Genomic DNA, 15,077 nt, shown 5'->3' on the forward strand with positions numbered 1-15,077 from the left:
TTGAAGTGTTAGCGGACAGCTGATGCTATGGCCAGATCTCAATCGGCGTGCCGGTGTCAATCGCCTGCCATAATTCATCAATTTCATGATTTTTAATGGCAATGCAACCGTCAGTCCAGTTGAGCTTTTGCGCTTCGTCAGGCGTTAATGTGGAGTTGGGGTTTTGCCCATGGATCATGATTTGGCCACCAGGGTCGATACCTAACGCATCAGCGCGCAGCTTATCTTCCTCATTGGGGTAAGAGATATGAATTGCACGGTAATAGGCGCTATCGGACTTTTTATAGTCAAGGATGTAACGACCTTCTGGCGTGCGTTGATCACCCTCTTGCAGCTTATGACCAACAGGTCGGTCACCCATGGCTATTTTGTAGCGGCGTAACACCTTGCCATTGCGCATTAAAAGCATGCTGGTGTCAGACTTATTAACCACGACAAGATCAACTTTACCAATACTAGACTGACTCGCACTGTGAGGCGAGTTTTGAATGCTACTGGCGGCAACACTTAGTTGTGACATGCAGAGCAGCACTAATAGTAAAATCTGTTTGAAAAGTATTCGCATTTTATTAACTGGAAAATTAATGATCTCGTTAAGGTGTTCATCATACCTTATTTTAGATTAAGCTGGATCGGTAAATTAGATGGATTATGATTAAGCGCCAAAGCGCGTTTATGGCGATAAAAGGAAAAATTTGATAGATGGATTCATCCTCAACAGAGCAGACCGTTAAACAAAAGCTGCGACGTGTAATATTTGGCACTGATACTAAGGCAGGGCGATATTTCGATATATCCTTGATTATCTGTATTATTCTCAGTGTTCTACTGGTTTTTATTGACACGGTTGATTCGGTTCACAAAGAGTATGGCGGCGTTATCCGTATTGTCGAATGGGTCTTTACTGGGATATTTACTCTTGAGTATCTGTTGCGACTCTATTGCTCTGCACAACCGGTACAATATGCGCGCAGCTTTTACGGTATTGTCGACCTGCTATCTATTTTACCGAGTTATTTAGCGCTTATCTTTCCGGGGGCGAATTTTACCTTAGTGATTCGAATTCTGAGGTTGTTTAGAATATTCCGTGTTCTCAAGTTGCTGCGTTATTTGAGTGAGGGCAATATTTTACTGCGTGCCATGATGCAATCTAGTCGTAAGGTGTTTCTGTTTTTCTTCTCGGTTAGCCTGATCGTGATGGTCCTTAGTGCGTTTATGTATGTGGTTGAAGGTCCTGAAAATGGTTTTACATCGATCCCTAAGTCTATCTATTGGACCATAGTGACCATTACCACCGTAGGATATGGAGATATTACGCCGCAGACGGCTTTAGGTCAGGGTATTGCTGCGCTAACCATGTTGATCGGTTACTCCATCATTGCTATTCCAACGGGTATTTTAACCGCAGAGATCTCGCAAGAGATAGTGCGTAAAAAAGATCTACGTCGCTGCAGTAACTGTTTAAAAACGGGCCATGAAATTAACGCGCTCTATTGCGACAAATGCGGTAGTGAGTTGGAATCCGATCTTTAGCACTCTCATACGATGGCAAAGGTGTCATCGTAATCAAGGAATGACATGACCACAGCAAAGTTTGTCCAAGGGCCTATTTTACGCCATATATTGGTGATGAGCTCCACTGCCGCGGTGGGGATATCAGCACTGTTTGTTGTTGATCTTATTGATATCTTTTTTCTTAGTTTACTCGGCGAGCAGGAACTTGCAGCAGCTGTTGGTTACGCTGGAACCATCTCTTTTTTCACCACCTCTATTGGTATCGGTCTGTCGATTGCACTTGGGGCATTAGTTTCTCGTGCCATTGGCGCCAAAGAGTTTGAGTTGGCTAAACGTTTATTGCTCAATAGTGCTGTGATGACACTACTGGTGGCAGTATTTGTGGCCATTGTGGTGACTTTGTTCATACCTGAATTATTAGCCCTTGTTGGCGCAACAGGCCGCACCGCGGAATTGGCTGCCGACTACCTCTATATACTTGTCCCATCTATGCCACTTATCTGTTTGGCAATGGCACTAGGTGCAGCACTGCGAGCGGTCGGTGATGCTAAATTATCCATGGTTTCAACCCTAACGGGTGGTGGTGTAAACCTTGTGTTTGACCCCATTTTTATTTTCTTATTTGCTATGGGAATCGAGGGGGCTGCGGTTGCCTCTGTGCTAGCGAGAGTTGCCGTATTAGTGGTTGCCGCACGAGGTGTAATCATCAAGCATAAGTTGTTTGGTCGCTTTCAGTTTTCCCATTTTAAAGCCGATATTGGCGCCATATTTGCCATTGCTGCGCCAGCGATGCTAACCAATATCGCAACCCCCATAGGTAATGCGGTGGTCACCCGTGCGATTGCTGATTTCGGTGACAGTTATGTTGCTGCATGGGCTGTGCTGGGGCGTTTAACGCCCGTAGCGTTTGGGATGATATTTGCGTTGTCTGGGGCTATTGGCCCTATTGTTGGGCAAAACTTTGGCGCCCGAGAGTTTGAGCGCGTCAAAGAGAGCCTGACCAAGGCGCTGCTATTTTGTGGGGGGTATGTGCTGTTGGTATCAATAATACTGTTTGCACTACAAGAGCAGATTATTATCGTGTTTGATATGCACGGCGATGGCGCTGAATTGATCCGTTTTTTCTGTAGTTATATTGCCGTTTTCTTTGTCTTCTCTGGCGCATTGTTTGTAGCCAATGCGTCGTTTAATAATTTAGGCAAAGCCAAATATTCGACACTGTTTAACGTGGGTAAAGCGACATTAGGCACGATTCCGTTTGTATACTATGGAGCCCAATGGGGCGGTGTAGAAGGGGTGTTGATTGGCCAAGTGATCGGTACTATTGTTTTTGCAGCGTTAGGGGTGTGGACCGCATACCGTCTGGTTGACAAAGTTCAGTCGACAAGCGTTTTTTATACGTCTACAGACGACGAATATGATGAGTTAAATGAAGAGCTTAGCCCAAGCAGTCCCAATCCACTCTCATCTTCTTGTGCACAAATGGCGCAGATCAGTGAAGAGCAAGATTGTGAAGCGAGTAACAGAGTGACCGAATTAGTGAGTGGATCACGACGAGATTAACGCTGTAGAGAGGGTTATTACTCGGCGTAAAGTGTCACTTTAGCGCCGAATCATGAGTCGAGTGCTCAAGTTATGACCAAACAACTATGATTTGTCTGTTGTCATGTCGCTCTGTGCGACATCAGTCTCTGTTGTGTCAGTGCTTTGCGCGGTATCATCTTGCGGCTGCTTACCGTTGGCAAGTGCTGCGGCTGCGGCTTGCTCTTGAGCGAGTTCTTTAGCGCGATCGCCTTTAGATACGTACTTTTTGACTGTTGGTGGCGTATGTTTGTTGTGACGCGCTTTGGCCCGCTTAGCCGTCTTTTTAATCATTTTCTGTTTTCTGTTCATACATTCCACCAAGGTGTGTCATTAACTCAAAATGTGGTTTTGCGTTGACCTAGCAATAACCGGAGGTGGATTTTAACTTAATCTCTGGCCTGGGGCTATAGGCAAATATTCTAATCGCGAGGATTTATGACATATACCATCGATGGTGAGATAACCTTTTTCGAACGTTTTGAGGCAGATATTCTCTCTGGCGCTAAAACCATCACTCTTAGAGATGATAGCGAGTCCCATTTTAAAGTGGGTCAATACCTGCGTGTGGCGACTTTTGAAGAGCAACGTTGGTTTTGCAATATTGTGGTAACTGGGGTTGAAAAGGTCGCGTTTAATGCGCTTAATCAAGGTCATGCTGAGCAAGAAAATATGACTTTATCTGATTTGAAACAGGTGATTACTGAAATATATGGCGATATTTCAACCTTATATATGATCACTTTTGAGTGTAGATAACAAAGTGTTGTTAAGGGAATTAAACTGAGTAAAGGGAATTTACATGAAACGATTAATCGCATGCGTACTACTCATGTTGTGCGGGTGCTCTACAATGATGACCACAACCATCGATGAGTCTATGCAAGCTAGGTTGGCAGGTAGTTGGGACGACAGACAAAGTAACGTGTGCAGCGCTAATTATCACACTATCTCTATTACAGGTGATCGTTTGTTGCTTGAATATGTTCAGCAGGGATACGTCGGAGAGGATGATGGCCGAACACTTGTTAGCTATACCATATTAAGTCAGCAAGATAGTTCGTTGCGCGTGCAACTCGATAATGAATTACGTTTAGATGCTGACGGCCAGCCTGTTATTTGGAAAATGAATTTGCTTAATGATAGTCAATATTGCTGGGGTCGTGATGACTGGCTTGCAGAGCAATGTACCCCCATACGACAAAAATGTGAAATACTCTAGATCATATTTTGGATTATACCAATCAGTATCGATAGTGTGATCAACTCAGCGTGTTTATTGGTAATTAATGCAAGGTGAGCGCAAATAGAACAGCGATCTACTTGAATGGGTATAGATTGGTCATGGATATCGTTAGTTAAGTTTGCTGTGGAGCATTATGATGAGTGTGCTGTTGCCCGTTAAGGCTAGTGCAAAGGAGTGCGTGGTGTTGCTTCACGGATTGGCGCGCAGCGCTAGTTCATTAAATAAGCTCGCCGCCGCGTTAGATAAGCATGGCTATCACTGTATTAATTATAACTATCCATCGACACAAGCTGATATTCCTACCTTGGCTGAACAGGCGATTACTGCTGCGTTGTCTCAATGCCCTAATGCGCTAACTGTGCATTTTGTCACTCATTCCATGGGAGGCATTTTAGTCAGGCAATATTTGAGTCAGCATACAGTCCGCAATTTAGGGCGCGTAGTGATGCTGGGCCCGCCTAATCAGGGCAGTGAAGTCGTGGATACATTAAGAGACATGCCTGGTTTTCAATTGATTAATGGACCCGCTGGCATGCAATTAGGCAGTGATAAAATGAGTGTGCCTAATCGTCTTGGGCCAGCGAACTTTGAGTTAGGGGTGATCGCGGGAACACGCAGTATTAACTGGATTTTGTCGACTATGTTACCTAAGCCTGATGATGGCAAGGTATCTGTGCAGAGCACTAAACTAGAAGGGATGAGCGACCATATTAGCTTGCCAGTGACCCACCCGTTTATGATGAACAACCGTCAAGCGATAGCGCAAACGTTACACTTTCTAACCTATGGCGAATTTAGTCGCTAATTAGTGATGATTTAACCTTTAGTAAAAGAAGCAAACTTTTTTAAGTCGTCTTCGGTGGCACCGTCGTTACATTCGCCTCGTATTTCACCACGTCCAACCTCTATGATGCGGCTGAGCTCAATGTAACCGTCACGGCAATAACCCGTCATAGAGATGGTTTTATCCAGCCCCAGTTCAATCTGTTCGGTCCACTCGCTTAGATCTACAGCATAGATGGAGCGTTTTTTACTCCCTGAACGTTTCAATTTTTCAATCTGCTTTACACGTGCCATATGTGGTTGCTCTAACGTCGGCAGTTCGGCAAATTTAACTTTATAGGTAAACAGCTTAATGCCATCACCTTTTATAGCTGTCTGAAATTTATCTTCAACTTTGATGGAGAAATCATCGACTTCAGGTTTGCTAGCAGCACAACCTGAAAGCAAAAAAATAGTGATCATGGCAACAGAAAAGAGTTTAGACATCGAGGTAGGTTCTTATTTTAGTTTTATTTAGCAGCTTAATGAGCAATCAGCATAACCCAAAGTCGTGCTTATATCATCCATTCAACAACTGTTTTACACAGGATTACAAATTGGGTGGCCAGATCCAACCGATTAATAGCGCTAGAGATTGATTAAAGTCACGGAAATGTAGATTAATGTAAATTAATTGTTGTTATTTTTTTTTGGCTTGGCACACTAAATTTATGGCGAATTGTGGTAGGAAGCGCCGGATCTTAGGAGTGAGAATGCAAGCGTTAATGAAGTTGTTAACCTCTATGTTAGGTAGTTTTCGGGACCTTGTTCCGATCATTTGCGTTGTCGGTTTTTTCGAGATATTTGTTTTGCAACAAGCACCTGCCAATCTTGTTTCTATTCTTATCGGTCTCCTGTTTATCGTCTTTGGTTTAACCTTTTTTGTGTTTGGCTTAGAGATGGGACTCTTTCCCATTGGGGAGTCATTGGCGCAAGCATTAGCCCGCAAAGGCAGTGTTTTTTGGTTGGTGATTTTCTCATTCTCGTTAGGGTTTGGTACCACTTTGGCCGAGCCCGCACTGACTGCTGTAGCCAATGAAGCCGCAGAAGTAGCGGCAAAGTCAGGGGCTATTGGTCAAAGTGAAGCGGCAATGGATAGTTATGCGATGGGCCTAAGGCTGACGGTCGCCGTTGCGGTGGGACTGGCCATTCTATTAGGTGTTATCCGTATTTTGAAAGGATGGCCCATTCATTATCTCATTATTGGGGGTTACATCTGCGTGATGATCTTAACCTCTTTTGCCCCAGAGAATATAATCGGTATCGCCTATGACTCCGGTGGTGTAACGACCTCCACAATTACAGTGCCCCTTGTTACCGCCCTTGGGGTTGGACTTGCAACGGTTATTAAGGGGCGCAATCCAATGTTAGACGGCTTCGGTCTTATCGCCTTTGCGAGTTTAACACCAATGATTTTTGTCCTACTTTACGGCATGGTGGTGCTCTGATGAGTTTAACACTGCAAGTATTAGATACTCTGCTATTAACCGCTCGTGATGTTGTGCTGATAGCTGTGATACTGTTTGGTTTTCAGTTGGGCGTACTCAAACGGCCTATTGCCAACTGGCGTAAAGTGTTGCTGGGCTTTGTGTATGTCATCATAGGGTTAAGCTTTTTCTTGGTTGGTTTAGAGCTGGCATTATTTCCTATCGGCGAAAGTATGGCCGAGCAGCTCACCTCTCCGAGTTTCTTACACCCCGAAGGAGATACCAGCCCTTACGTTTGGCAAGACTATTTTTGGGTTTATATTTTTGCGGCAGCCATAGGTTTTAGTACCACGATTGCAGAGCCGTCACTGATCGCAGTTGCGATTAAGGCTAATGAAGTGTCCGGTGGCACGATTGGCATTCAGGGGCTTAGGATCTCGGTGGCAATAGGCGTTTCCATGGGGATATCCCTAGGTTGTTTTAGGATTGTTGTGGGCGACCCTATTCATTATTACATCATGGCGGGTTATGTACTGGTGGTTATTCAAACCTTTTATGCCCCCAAAATGATTGTGCCGTTAGCATATGACTCTGGCGGTGTGACGACATCGACGGTTACCGTGCCTTTGGTTGCTGCGTTAGGCTTAGGGTTGGCGACAAATGTAGAGGGGCGGGATCCGCTTATCGACGGTTTTGGCTTGATCGCCTTTGCCAGTTTATTCCCAATGATAACTGTAATGGGCTATGCCCAATTAGTTGAATTTTTAAGTAAGCGAAAATCCGCTAAGGAGCGAGAGCATGCGCTTTAAACTCATAGTCGCGTTTGTCGATGATACCAGTACCGACACGGTACTGGATGCTGCGAGAGCCGCTGGCGCAACGGGTGCGACGGTTATTAATCATGCCCGAGGTGAAGGGTTAGAAAAAAAGAAAACCTTCATGGGCCTAGGTTTGGATATTCAGCGTGATGTCATATTGTGGCTGGTAGAAGAACATATGAGCCGCACTATTTTAGAAACCATTTGCCGAGTAGGGGAGTTTGATACCAACCCTGGCCAAGGGATCGCGATTCAAATTGATGTCGAGGATGCTGTTGGCGTGGCCCATCAAGTTGAAAAGCTTAGTAAAGAGATAGAGGATCAAATATGAAACCATCTTTGCCAATACAAAATAGTGACGTAATGACCAATGACTATGTAATGGTTGATGGTTTGCATACCGTCGCCGAGGCGATAAGGCTCGCTATCAGCCATAATGTCAGTATGTTGTTGGTTAATAAGCGCCATGAGCATGATGAGTTTGGTATGGTTTTGATGAGCGATATTGCGCGTAAGGTGCTCGCAAAAGACAAATCACCTGAGCGGGTCAATGTTTATGAAATCATGATAAAACCGGTGTTTTCGGTCCATGCAGACATGGATATTCGTTATACAGCGCGCTTGTTTGAACGCTTTGGTATTAATAAAGCTCCAGTGATTGAAGCGGGGGAAATTTTGGGTGTTGTGACTTATCACGACATAGTGCTGAAGGGGATGATGCCTCAAGCATAAGACCAAATAAAAGTGGGTGTCATCGTGACACCCACTTTTATTTTGCTAGTGTAAAACCTTAAGCGAAGCGTTGGTTGAGATAGTTGATAATGTCTGATGACTCATACATCCACTGCGTTTCACCATTTTCTTCGATACGTAAACAAGGCACCATCGCTTTGCCACCTTGGCTCACAAGCGTTTGTTGATGCAACTCTTGTTTGGCATCGACGGTCTCAATATTCAATCCTTGACGGCGAATTGTTCTGCGAACTTTTACGCAAAATGGGCAAGCAGGATATTGATAAAGCTGTATAGATTTGGTTACTTCATCCACTTTTGCTTGTTCTGCTAGCGGGCGCTGACGCTTCTTAGGTGCGAAGATAAAATTAAAAAATAGAATAATGCGGCCTAATACCCAACGAACAATAAACATCAACAACTCCTTATCATATTTGATGTGGCGGATTTTAACCTAAGCGTGATGGGGATCAAAGAAAATTTAGCGTGATGGGGAGATAAGCCAACAAAATGAATAAAGGGAGTGATTAAGCACTCCCTTTATTTTCTGGTAATACAGGTGGTTAGTTTGCACTCAATGTCAATAATGCTTGGTTTGCGCTAGCATCCACATCAACGCGACTGTCGAGCACAAATACCCGTTCAGCACCAATGTTGGCGCTATCGACTAGATAGGTCTTTACCGATAATGCGCGTTGTTGGGCTAACACACCTAACGCATCATCTGACAAGGTTTGGGCCGCATGGCAGTAGTTATATAAGGCGATATGCCAACGGGTCGCTAACTCATCTTCCGTCAGCGGCTTTTCTCCATATTCTGCAAGGATCTGCGATTTAACGTCGGTAGCGGAAAGTTGAAGTTCATCTTGATAGAGGCGTTTGAGCGCATCAGAAAGTATACCGCTAGTAGGGTAAGTGCTAGGCGTTAAATTGGCGGGTAGAGTGTTGACTTCAATACCTGCAATTTTTGCCAGTTTTTGCTGCAATGCCTGTGTCATTAGGGCTTGGCTGTCGGCAATCTCATCGACGGCCCCTTTGGCGCTTAAGGTCAGCATTGGGCGGCTTTCTAGGCCTTTGGCTAAGTTGTCCAACAACTTCTGGCTGGCGGCAGGGAGCTTGCTTTCCCCTGCATTAAAAGGCACTTTGTCGAGTTCATCATCAGAGCCAAGTAGGCCCGCCAACAGACTAAATGGCGCGGTAACAGCTTTAGTGATCACATTAGTAAACGCCGTCGCAATAATGCTACCGAAACTGAAGCTAGGTTCGTCAAGATCGCCTGATACCTGCAGCCCTAAATCAATCACGCCATGTCTATCTTGCAGCAAAGCAATAGCCAAGGTGATGGGCAGTGAGGTTGCTAGGCTACTGTCACTGGGCTTCCCTAATTGCAGTTGGTCGACCACTAAGTGGTTATCGCCGACGAGCTGGTTGTTCTCAAGCTGGTAGTTAAGATCGAGTGAGAGTAGACCTTTATCAATATAGTAACCTGCATAGGTACCTGAGTAAGGGTTAACCGATGTTAGCTCTACATGCTTAAAGCTGAGGGCGAGGTCAAGAAACGGTTGCGCAAGGAGTGGGTTGATTTGTCCTTTTAAGCTAACAGGCGCATAGCGATCAATTTTGCCTAAAATATCAACGCTAGCAGGTTGTTCACTGCTGGATGATAAATTGGCGATGTTGCCAGATAAGTGCTCGATGCTGGCTGCAAAATTTGGCGTTAACGAATTATCTGCAAAAAAGGTTGAGCCATCGTTAAAGGCAATATTATTAATCGATAGTGCCAATGGTGCTGAGTCGCTGTTGACCTCCGGTTTCGACGCTGGCTTAGTGTCGGGTCTTTGCACCATGAGTTCTTGGAAGTTGGTACTACGGTCTTCGGCAATCAAAATGCGGCTAAAAGGCTGGCTAAGTGTCACTTGATCTATGCTTAATTGGTTTGCCGCTTTGTCGAACGTCAATTGATTAATGTCTAAGGTTTGCCATTTTAGCAGGGGCTGCTGCTTAATGGTGTCTTTAATCAGTAGCTGTTTAACTTGCAATGCGCCTTGATAGGTTACATTGGTGCTGGCATCTGCCTGAAGTTGGCCTTGGGTACTAAATAATCCATCCTCTAAATTGATGTTGAGGTACAAAGACAAATAGGGCTGAAATTGTGTGAGGGCAAGGTTAGCCATAGTGATTTGGCTATCTATTTTTTGAGTGGCGGGATCAACGGCTCCTTGTGAAGTAAGTGTACCTTGCTGGTTAACATTGAGTGCTAATTGATACTCGATGGGCGAGGTTAACGCTGCGTCAACTGGCCCCGTGCTCAGACTGATATCGCCAATTTCCCATAGGTTTTCATCACCAAGTAATTGCTCTTTGAGGTTAACCTTGTAGTCACTTATTTTGATTTGGCTGAGTGTTGCATGCCATGGCTGAGTTTGAGCTGATGGCGTGGTCGCAAGTTGCGCTGCTGGCTCATCTTTTGGTGGTTGGGCATGCTTTTTCTGCATCTGTTTAGGCATAAATAATGGTACTAAGTCGACACCCGTTTTATCTAAGTGCGCATTGAGCGTTAGGTTGTTGGTCGTTAATGTATCCACAACAACACTTTTGTTGGCCAGATCGAAATTGATGCCTTTAAAGGCAAAGGAGTCAAGGGCGACAATAGACGCTTGTTGATGGCTAACATTGAGTTGCTTAAGGTCAAGCTCGCCATTATTCAGGGTCGCCTGTAGGTGTTGATTTTCGAATCCAAATTGATAGTCAGTGCTAAAGTCTAGCAACCCTTTGTCTAGTTTCACCTGAAACTCGTCAGCGATAAACGTCCAAAATTGTGGCAAGTGGATATTCTGCAGACTGATGTCGCCAACGACGTTAAAAGGCGTGAGTTGCACTTGGCCTTTCAGCTGCATTAATCCACCGTGTCTACCAACAAATTCAATATCATACCGATTAACCTTGCTAGAAGGTTCGTTGGAGATCTGAGTTGATAATGGCGTGTTTGAATCAAATGCCGCAATGTTAAGCTGGATACTTGGATAGGTCACTTCGCCTTGAGTGACCTCATCAATGAGGTTTAGGTTGGCGTCGACAATGGCCAAGTCTGTGAATAGAAAGTGAGGTATCGCTGCTGAGGCGGCATCATCTTCTGCTTGAGCTTCAGTGTCGTTATTATTTGCCAAATGCTCAATGATGTCAGAAAAATTAAACCTTAACGGTTCGTCACTGATCACACGTTTTATGTGGGCATAAGGCCCATTGAGTTCGATATTAGTGACACTGTAGCCCCAGTTTAAAATTGATCACCAAAACTGATACTCAAAAGAGAGCTGATGAAACCCCACAAAGGGAGTGCCATCGGCCTCTTTGATGGCAAAATTATCCAAGCTTACAGCTAACGTAAAAGGATTGATGGCAACGTCAGATAACACCACTTCTCTGTTAAGCATTTGAGAGAGCTGTTTGGGGGCTTGCTGTTGTACTATGTAGGGAGCAAGCATACCTAATAGAAGTGTCCATATTAAATATATTAGGGTGGAAATCCCTATATATCGTTGATATCTAGGCAGTTGTGTGTATTGTTGTCTTAGGCGAGAAAGTGGTGATGAGACGACAGACATAATGACCCTAATGTTAAATTGAACCGTTCCGGTGGTTGCTAATAGTGAGTGACTAGGCTTATCGCTGTGACATAGCCAGATCAACCACTATAATTTTAGTAGCATTATTGTCGATTATGCATTTATACACATCTAATTTCAGAGTTTTTTTGAGATAAATTGTAGATATGACGAGATTTTATCTAGATGGGCAGCTCTATGACGCTCAAGAAGGGGAGTCGGTACTCGATACCTTAATTCGCCATGGTCAGCAAGTGAACTACTCCTGCAAAAAAGGGGTCTGTAAGACCTGCCTAGTTCAGCACCTTGAGGGCGATATTAATATCGGCGCACAAAGGGGGCTCACGTCAGGGCTAAAAGCTCGGCACTATATTTGCGCGTGTCAGGCTGTGGTATCCGATGAGCTGAAATTAAAGTCAATTCTGCCTCATGATCTGTTTACACCTGCGGTGCTTGAGCAAAAACAGTATCTTAATCAGTCCATTGTTCGTATCGCATTGAAGGTCGAACAAGGCTTTATTCATCAAGCCGGTCAATATATCAATTTAAGACGGTTTGATGGTGTCACGCGTAGCTATTCGTTAACTAATTCACCAAGTGATGACTTACTCGAGCTACATGTTAGGCGAAAGTACAATGGCCAGTTCAGTGATTGGCTCTATCACCAAGCCAATATTGGTGAAAAACTGCTGGTGCAGGGGCCCATGGGAGCAAGTAGTTACGATAGTCAATGCCAAGACAATAAGCTTATCGTTATTGCGTTTGGCAGTGGCTTAGGTGTGGCGGTCAGTATTGTGCGTGAAGCTCTGTCTCATCGCCATCAAGGTGAGATTCATCTTTATGTGGGTGGACGTGAGATGGACGATCTATACCTACACGCAGAGTTGCTGCAGATGATGCTAGAGCATCGTCACTTTTTCTATCATGCCTGCATTACTGGTCACCATGATGTTATGCCCTCTGGGCGCAGAGTGATGCTGGGAGACCCGTTTAATGAAGCCGTTAAAGCACACAAGTTTGACCGTCAGCAACACCTGTTTTTATGCGGCGAGCCCAGCTTAGTTAATCAAAGCCGTAAAATGGCTTTTTTAAATGGTTTTCCGATTGAGCGGGTACACACACTTTCTTTTGAATATAAAGATCTACGCACGCGCCCTAGGGATTTATAGGCAACAATAATTAAGTGATAACGAGTGTATTGGGTTGCGGTTTTTTGTTTTCATGCTAACATCATGTTAAATATAGAAATAGCCCTAAAACTTGTTAGCGAGAGCATTGAAATTTCAAGGACGGAATATGCTAATTAGAATTGCCATAGAAGAAGACTTATCGGTTTTATCCGCACAGTTTGATTTATATCGTCAAAGCCTTGGTCAGCTGCCAGCCCCCGATGATTCTAAGGACTTTATTCAATCTCGATTACAAGAAAACGACTCGGTAATATTCATTGCTCAATTGGAGAGTGAAATTCTTGGGTTTATTCAGTTGTATCCCTCGTTCTCTTCTCGATTACTCAAACCCTTATGGTATTTTGACGATATTTTTGTTGTCGAGTCTCAGCGCAATAAAGGTATTGCTACCGCTCTCATCCACAAAGCCAAGGAGCTTGCTGATGAAACAAATGTGCTCGCGGTGCGTCGAGAGCATCTTGATGAGGATGGATTTTTGATGATTGACAACGATGACTCTAAATCAGTCTTTGAATCCTTCTCACGGGCTGCCGTCATTTAATATTCTGATTCTTTCATTAAAGCGCGTTGTGGTAACATAACGCGTTTTTTTATGCTTAATGGTTGGAGAGAAGATTGAATAAGAGCGTGATCACCAATGTCGTTGCAGCGGCATTAATGACAATTGGATATTTTTTTGCGGCCCCAATTTTATTAAGTGTGGGCTTATTTGCTTTATCAGGCGCGGCAACCAATTGGTTAGCTATCCATATGCTGTTTGAAAAGGTACCAGGGTTATATGGCTCCGGTGTCGTCCCCGCGCATTTTGAAGAGTTTAAGGCGGGCATTGCTTCATTGATGATGGAGCAGTTTTTTACTGACGAAAACATCGATAAGTTTTTATCAGAGCAGGGGAGTGGCGCGGCTAAAATAAATCTTCAGCCTGTGATTGAAAATGTTGACATGACTCCGGCTTTTAATGCATTAGTGACCACGGTAGAGCAATCTTCTCTTGGTGGCATGTTGGCGATGTTTGGTGGTAGCGAAGCTATAGCGCCTCTTAAAGAACCGTTTATTCATAAAATGAAAAGCTCCTTAATTGAAATTTCACAAAGTGAAGATTTCTATGAACTATTGAAAAATGAGATAGAACAGCCTGATGTTATGGCTGATCTTAGGGCAAAAATTAGCGCCATTGTGCATCAAAGGCTACAAGAGCTAACGCCGCAGTTAGTTAAAGAGATTATTCAACAGATGATTAAGAAACATCTTGGTTGGTTAGTCGTGTGGGGCGGGGTGTTTGGTGGGTTAATTGGCCTTGTGGCTGGACTCATTACATAATAAAAAGGGAGCTTAGCTCCCTTTTTTACTTTTTGGATATGCATAGAGGTGTTAAATGGAAGAAACAGTTAATCAAGACGGGCACATTAATTACCTTGAGATCCCCGTGCGTGCTATGGCACCAACCAAGGCATTTTTTAGTCAGGTTTTTGGCTGGGAATTTGTTGATTATGGTGAGACCTACAGCTGTTTTATTAATGCAGGGATTAACGGTGGTTTTACGCTTTCTGACCACAGCTTTAGTTTGGCTAACGGTGCGCCACTCATTGTTATCTATGCCACACAATTAACGCAAACAATGGCCAAAGTGACCGAGGCTGGCGGTGAAATTAGCCAAGCTATTTTTACCTTCCCAGGTGGGCGTCGTTTTCATTTTAAGGACCCAAATGGCAATGAATTTGCGGTTTGGTCAGAATAATATGCCACACTGTATCATAGAGTATTCAGCGTCGTTAGAGACTGATATCGATATCGCTCAGCTTGTTGAGGCGGTTCACAAGGGGGCGATAGACTCGGCGTTATTTGACGCCGCTGCTGTGAAGTCTCGCTGTATTCCTGTGTCACATTCTAAGGTGGGTATGTTGGCTGATGGGCGATTTATCCATATCACCTTCAAGATTATGCCTGGGCGTAGCACAGAACAGAAACAGTTGCTCAGTAACAGTGTCTATCGGCAGATAGTCATTCTTAATCAGTCGATCGACAGCCTGACAATGGAAGTGTTGGAGCTAGACAAGCGTCATTACTTTAAGTGGACTAACGAATAATTTGACTGGACCGAATTGATCCAGTATTCCCTGATTTAAGCAGCTCTAGGAGTA

Annotated in this window: 19 protein-coding genes and 1 pseudogene; 14 read left to right on the forward strand and 6 right to left on the reverse strand. The window is 44.2% G+C overall.

Translation table 11 applies throughout. The features are described 5' to 3' along the window. Positions 1-25: 25 nt before the first annotated feature. Positions 26-520: a L,D-transpeptidase family protein gene (locus L876_RS0112070; protein ID WP_037428595.1), complete on the reverse strand. Its 495-nt coding sequence runs from the start codon at positions 518-520 to the stop codon at positions 26-28. Between the two features lie 182 nt (positions 521-702). On the opposite strand from L876_RS0112070, the gene L876_RS0112075 reads away from it, so the two are divergent. Beyond that, entirely contained in the window at positions 703-1,533 is an 831-nt protein-coding gene (locus tag L876_RS0112075; RefSeq protein ID WP_028764044.1) for an ion transporter, read from the forward strand. A 45-nt stretch (positions 1,534-1,578) separates the two neighbouring features. Beyond that, entirely contained in the window at positions 1,579-3,078 is a 1,500-nt protein-coding gene (locus L876_RS0112080; RefSeq protein ID WP_028764045.1) for an MATE family efflux transporter, read from the forward strand. An 84-nt stretch (positions 3,079-3,162) separates the two neighbouring features. On the opposite strand, the gene L876_RS0112085 is transcribed toward L876_RS0112080, so the two are convergent. Continuing rightward, positions 3,163-3,408: a DUF2986 domain-containing protein gene (locus tag L876_RS0112085; RefSeq protein WP_028764046.1), complete on the reverse strand. Its 246-nt coding sequence runs from the start codon at positions 3,406-3,408 to the stop codon at positions 3,163-3,165. Between the two features lie 126 nt (positions 3,409-3,534). Here L876_RS0112085 and yqfB point away from each other — a divergent pair, with 126 nt between their 5' ends. The 3 genes from yqfB (at position 3,535) to L876_RS0112100 (ending at position 5,147) form a co-directional block, all read left to right on the forward strand. Continuing rightward, complete coding sequence (yqfB, locus tag L876_RS0112090) at positions 3,535-3,855, forward strand: N(4)-acetylcytidine aminohydrolase (protein WP_028764047.1); 321 nt, start codon at positions 3,535-3,537, stop codon at positions 3,853-3,855. Between the two features lie 43 nt (positions 3,856-3,898). Further along, on the forward strand, positions 3,899-4,318 hold the full coding sequence (locus tag L876_RS0112095; protein WP_156029420.1) for a hypothetical protein: 420 nt from the start codon (positions 3,899-3,901) through the stop codon (positions 4,316-4,318). 160 nt (positions 4,319-4,478) lie between these two features. Then, complete coding sequence (locus L876_RS0112100) at positions 4,479-5,147, forward strand: esterase/lipase family protein (protein ID WP_051413104.1); 669 nt, start codon at positions 4,479-4,481, stop codon at positions 5,145-5,147. An 11-nt stretch (positions 5,148-5,158) separates the two neighbouring features. On the opposite strand, the gene L876_RS0112105 is transcribed toward L876_RS0112100, so the two are convergent. Next, positions 5,159-5,611, reverse strand: coding sequence for a hypothetical protein (locus L876_RS0112105; protein WP_028764050.1), 453 nt, complete (start codon positions 5,609-5,611; stop codon positions 5,159-5,161). A gap of 266 nt (positions 5,612-5,877) precedes the next feature. Here L876_RS0112105 and L876_RS0112110 point away from each other — a divergent pair, with 266 nt between their 5' ends. Genes L876_RS0112110 through L876_RS0112125 form a run of 4 tightly spaced genes read left to right on the forward strand, consistent with a single transcriptional unit; the run spans position 5,878 to position 8,141 of the window. After that, positions 5,878-6,612: a DUF1538 domain-containing protein gene (locus L876_RS0112110; RefSeq protein WP_028764051.1), complete on the forward strand. Its 735-nt coding sequence runs from the start codon at positions 5,878-5,880 to the stop codon at positions 6,610-6,612. Further along, positions 6,612-7,400: a DUF1538 domain-containing protein gene (locus tag L876_RS0112115; RefSeq protein ID WP_028764052.1), complete on the forward strand. Its 789-nt coding sequence runs from the start codon at positions 6,612-6,614 to the stop codon at positions 7,398-7,400. The genes L876_RS0112110 and L876_RS0112115 overlap by 1 nt, the downstream gene beginning before the upstream one ends. Beyond that, complete coding sequence (locus L876_RS0112120; protein WP_028764053.1) at positions 7,390-7,740, forward strand: P-II family nitrogen regulator; 351 nt, start codon at positions 7,390-7,392, stop codon at positions 7,738-7,740. The genes L876_RS0112115 and L876_RS0112120 overlap by 11 nt, the downstream gene beginning before the upstream one ends. Further along, positions 7,737-8,141 carry a CBS domain-containing protein gene (locus L876_RS0112125; RefSeq protein ID WP_028764054.1) on the forward strand — a complete coding sequence of 135 codons (405 nt, stop codon included), beginning with the start codon at positions 7,737-7,739 and terminating at the stop codon, positions 8,139-8,141. The genes L876_RS0112120 and L876_RS0112125 overlap by 4 nt, the downstream gene beginning before the upstream one ends. A 58-nt stretch (positions 8,142-8,199) precedes the next feature. Here the strand turns inward: L876_RS0112125 and L876_RS0112130 are convergent, their stop codons facing one another. The 3 genes and pseudogenes from L876_RS0112130 to L876_RS23320 all read right to left on the reverse strand — a co-directional run. Further along, positions 8,200-8,556, reverse strand: a complete 357-nt coding sequence (locus L876_RS0112130) for a glutathione S-transferase N-terminal domain-containing protein (protein WP_028764055.1) — start codon at positions 8,554-8,556, stop codon at positions 8,200-8,202. Positions 8,557-8,704: 148 nt separating this feature from the next. Then, on the reverse strand, positions 8,705-10,636 hold the full coding sequence (locus tag L876_RS21675; RefSeq protein WP_487042787.1) for a DUF748 domain-containing protein: 1,932 nt from the start codon (positions 10,634-10,636) through the stop codon (positions 8,705-8,707). Continuing rightward, positions 10,613-11,746: pseudogene (locus L876_RS23320) on the reverse strand (DUF748 domain-containing protein); the annotation flags it as partial. The gene L876_RS21675 and the pseudogene L876_RS23320, both read right to left, overlap by 24 nt. A 167-nt stretch (positions 11,747-11,913) precedes the next feature. Between L876_RS23320 and L876_RS0112140 the strand changes: the two are divergent. From L876_RS0112140 to L876_RS0112160, 5 genes are all read left to right on the forward strand, one after another. After that, positions 11,914-12,915, forward strand: coding sequence for a 2Fe-2S iron-sulfur cluster-binding protein (locus tag L876_RS0112140; RefSeq protein WP_028764056.1), 1,002 nt, complete (start codon positions 11,914-11,916; stop codon positions 12,913-12,915). Positions 12,916-13,042: 127 nt separating this feature from the next. Beyond that, positions 13,043-13,477 carry a GNAT family N-acetyltransferase gene (locus L876_RS0112145; RefSeq protein WP_028764057.1) on the forward strand — a complete coding sequence of 145 codons (435 nt, stop codon included), beginning with the start codon at positions 13,043-13,045 and terminating at the stop codon, positions 13,475-13,477. A gap of 74 nt (positions 13,478-13,551) precedes the next feature. Further along, positions 13,552-14,256, forward strand: coding sequence for a DUF445 domain-containing protein (locus tag L876_RS0112150; protein WP_028764058.1), 705 nt, complete (start codon positions 13,552-13,554; stop codon positions 14,254-14,256). A gap of 55 nt (positions 14,257-14,311) precedes the next feature. Beyond that, a complete protein-coding gene (locus L876_RS0112155; RefSeq protein WP_028764059.1) occupies positions 14,312-14,674 on the forward strand; it encodes a VOC family protein in 363 nt (120 codons plus the stop codon). Beyond that, entirely contained in the window at positions 14,643-15,023 is a 381-nt protein-coding gene (locus L876_RS0112160) for a 5-carboxymethyl-2-hydroxymuconate Delta-isomerase (RefSeq protein WP_245686983.1), read from the forward strand. Before L876_RS0112155 ends, L876_RS0112160 begins: the two co-directional genes overlap by 32 nt. Positions 15,024-15,077: the final 54 nt, after the last annotated feature.

The organism is Shewanella colwelliana ATCC 39565 (assembly GCF_000518705.1).
Classification (GTDB): Bacteria; Pseudomonadota; Gammaproteobacteria; order Enterobacterales; family Shewanellaceae; genus Shewanella; species Shewanella colwelliana.

Bases quoted from the DNA above. Each gene is read 5' to 3' on its own strand.
- L876_RS0112105 (WP_028764050.1), bottom strand. From the start codon at position 5,611: ATGTCTAAACTCTTTTCTGTTGCCATGATCACTATTTTTTTGCTTTCA.
- L876_RS0112140 (WP_028764056.1), top strand. From the start codon at position 11,914: ATGACGAGATTTTATCTAGATGGGCAGCTCTATGACGCTCAAGAAGGG.
- L876_RS0112100 (WP_051413104.1), top strand. From the start codon at position 4,479: ATGAGTGTGCTGTTGCCCGTTAAGGCTAGTGCAAAGGAGTGCGTGGTG.
- L876_RS0112130 (WP_028764055.1), bottom strand. From the start codon at position 8,556: ATGTTTATTGTTCGTTGGGTATTAGGCCGCATTATTCTATTTTTTAAT.
- L876_RS0112075 (WP_028764044.1), top strand. From the start codon at position 703: ATGGATTCATCCTCAACAGAGCAGACCGTTAAACAAAAGCTGCGACGT.
- L876_RS21675 (WP_487042787.1), bottom strand. From the start codon at position 10,636: ATGCAGAAAAAGCATGCCCAACCACCAAAAGATGAGCCAGCAGCGCAA.
- L876_RS0112155 (WP_028764059.1), top strand. From the start codon at position 14,312: ATGGAAGAAACAGTTAATCAAGACGGGCACATTAATTACCTTGAGATC.
- L876_RS0112145 (WP_028764057.1), top strand. From the start codon at position 13,043: ATGCTAATTAGAATTGCCATAGAAGAAGACTTATCGGTTTTATCCGCA.
- yqfB (WP_028764047.1), top strand. From the start codon at position 3,535: ATGACATATACCATCGATGGTGAGATAACCTTTTTCGAACGTTTTGAG.
- L876_RS0112125 (WP_028764054.1), top strand. From the start codon at position 7,737: ATGAAACCATCTTTGCCAATACAAAATAGTGACGTAATGACCAATGAC.
- L876_RS0112115 (WP_028764052.1), top strand. From the start codon at position 6,612: ATGAGTTTAACACTGCAAGTATTAGATACTCTGCTATTAACCGCTCGT.
- L876_RS0112095 (WP_156029420.1), top strand. From the start codon at position 3,899: ATGAAACGATTAATCGCATGCGTACTACTCATGTTGTGCGGGTGCTCT.
- L876_RS0112080 (WP_028764045.1), top strand. From the start codon at position 1,579: ATGACCACAGCAAAGTTTGTCCAAGGGCCTATTTTACGCCATATATTG.
- L876_RS0112070 (WP_037428595.1), bottom strand. From the start codon at position 520: ATGTCACAACTAAGTGTTGCCGCCAGTAGCATTCAAAACTCGCCTCAC.
- L876_RS0112110 (WP_028764051.1), top strand. From the start codon at position 5,878: ATGCAAGCGTTAATGAAGTTGTTAACCTCTATGTTAGGTAGTTTTCGG.
- L876_RS0112120 (WP_028764053.1), top strand. From the start codon at position 7,390: ATGCGCTTTAAACTCATAGTCGCGTTTGTCGATGATACCAGTACCGAC.
- L876_RS0112160 (WP_245686983.1), top strand. From the start codon at position 14,643: ATGGCAATGAATTTGCGGTTTGGTCAGAATAATATGCCACACTGTATC.
- L876_RS0112085 (WP_028764046.1), bottom strand. From the start codon at position 3,408: ATGAACAGAAAACAGAAAATGATTAAAAAGACGGCTAAGCGGGCCAAA.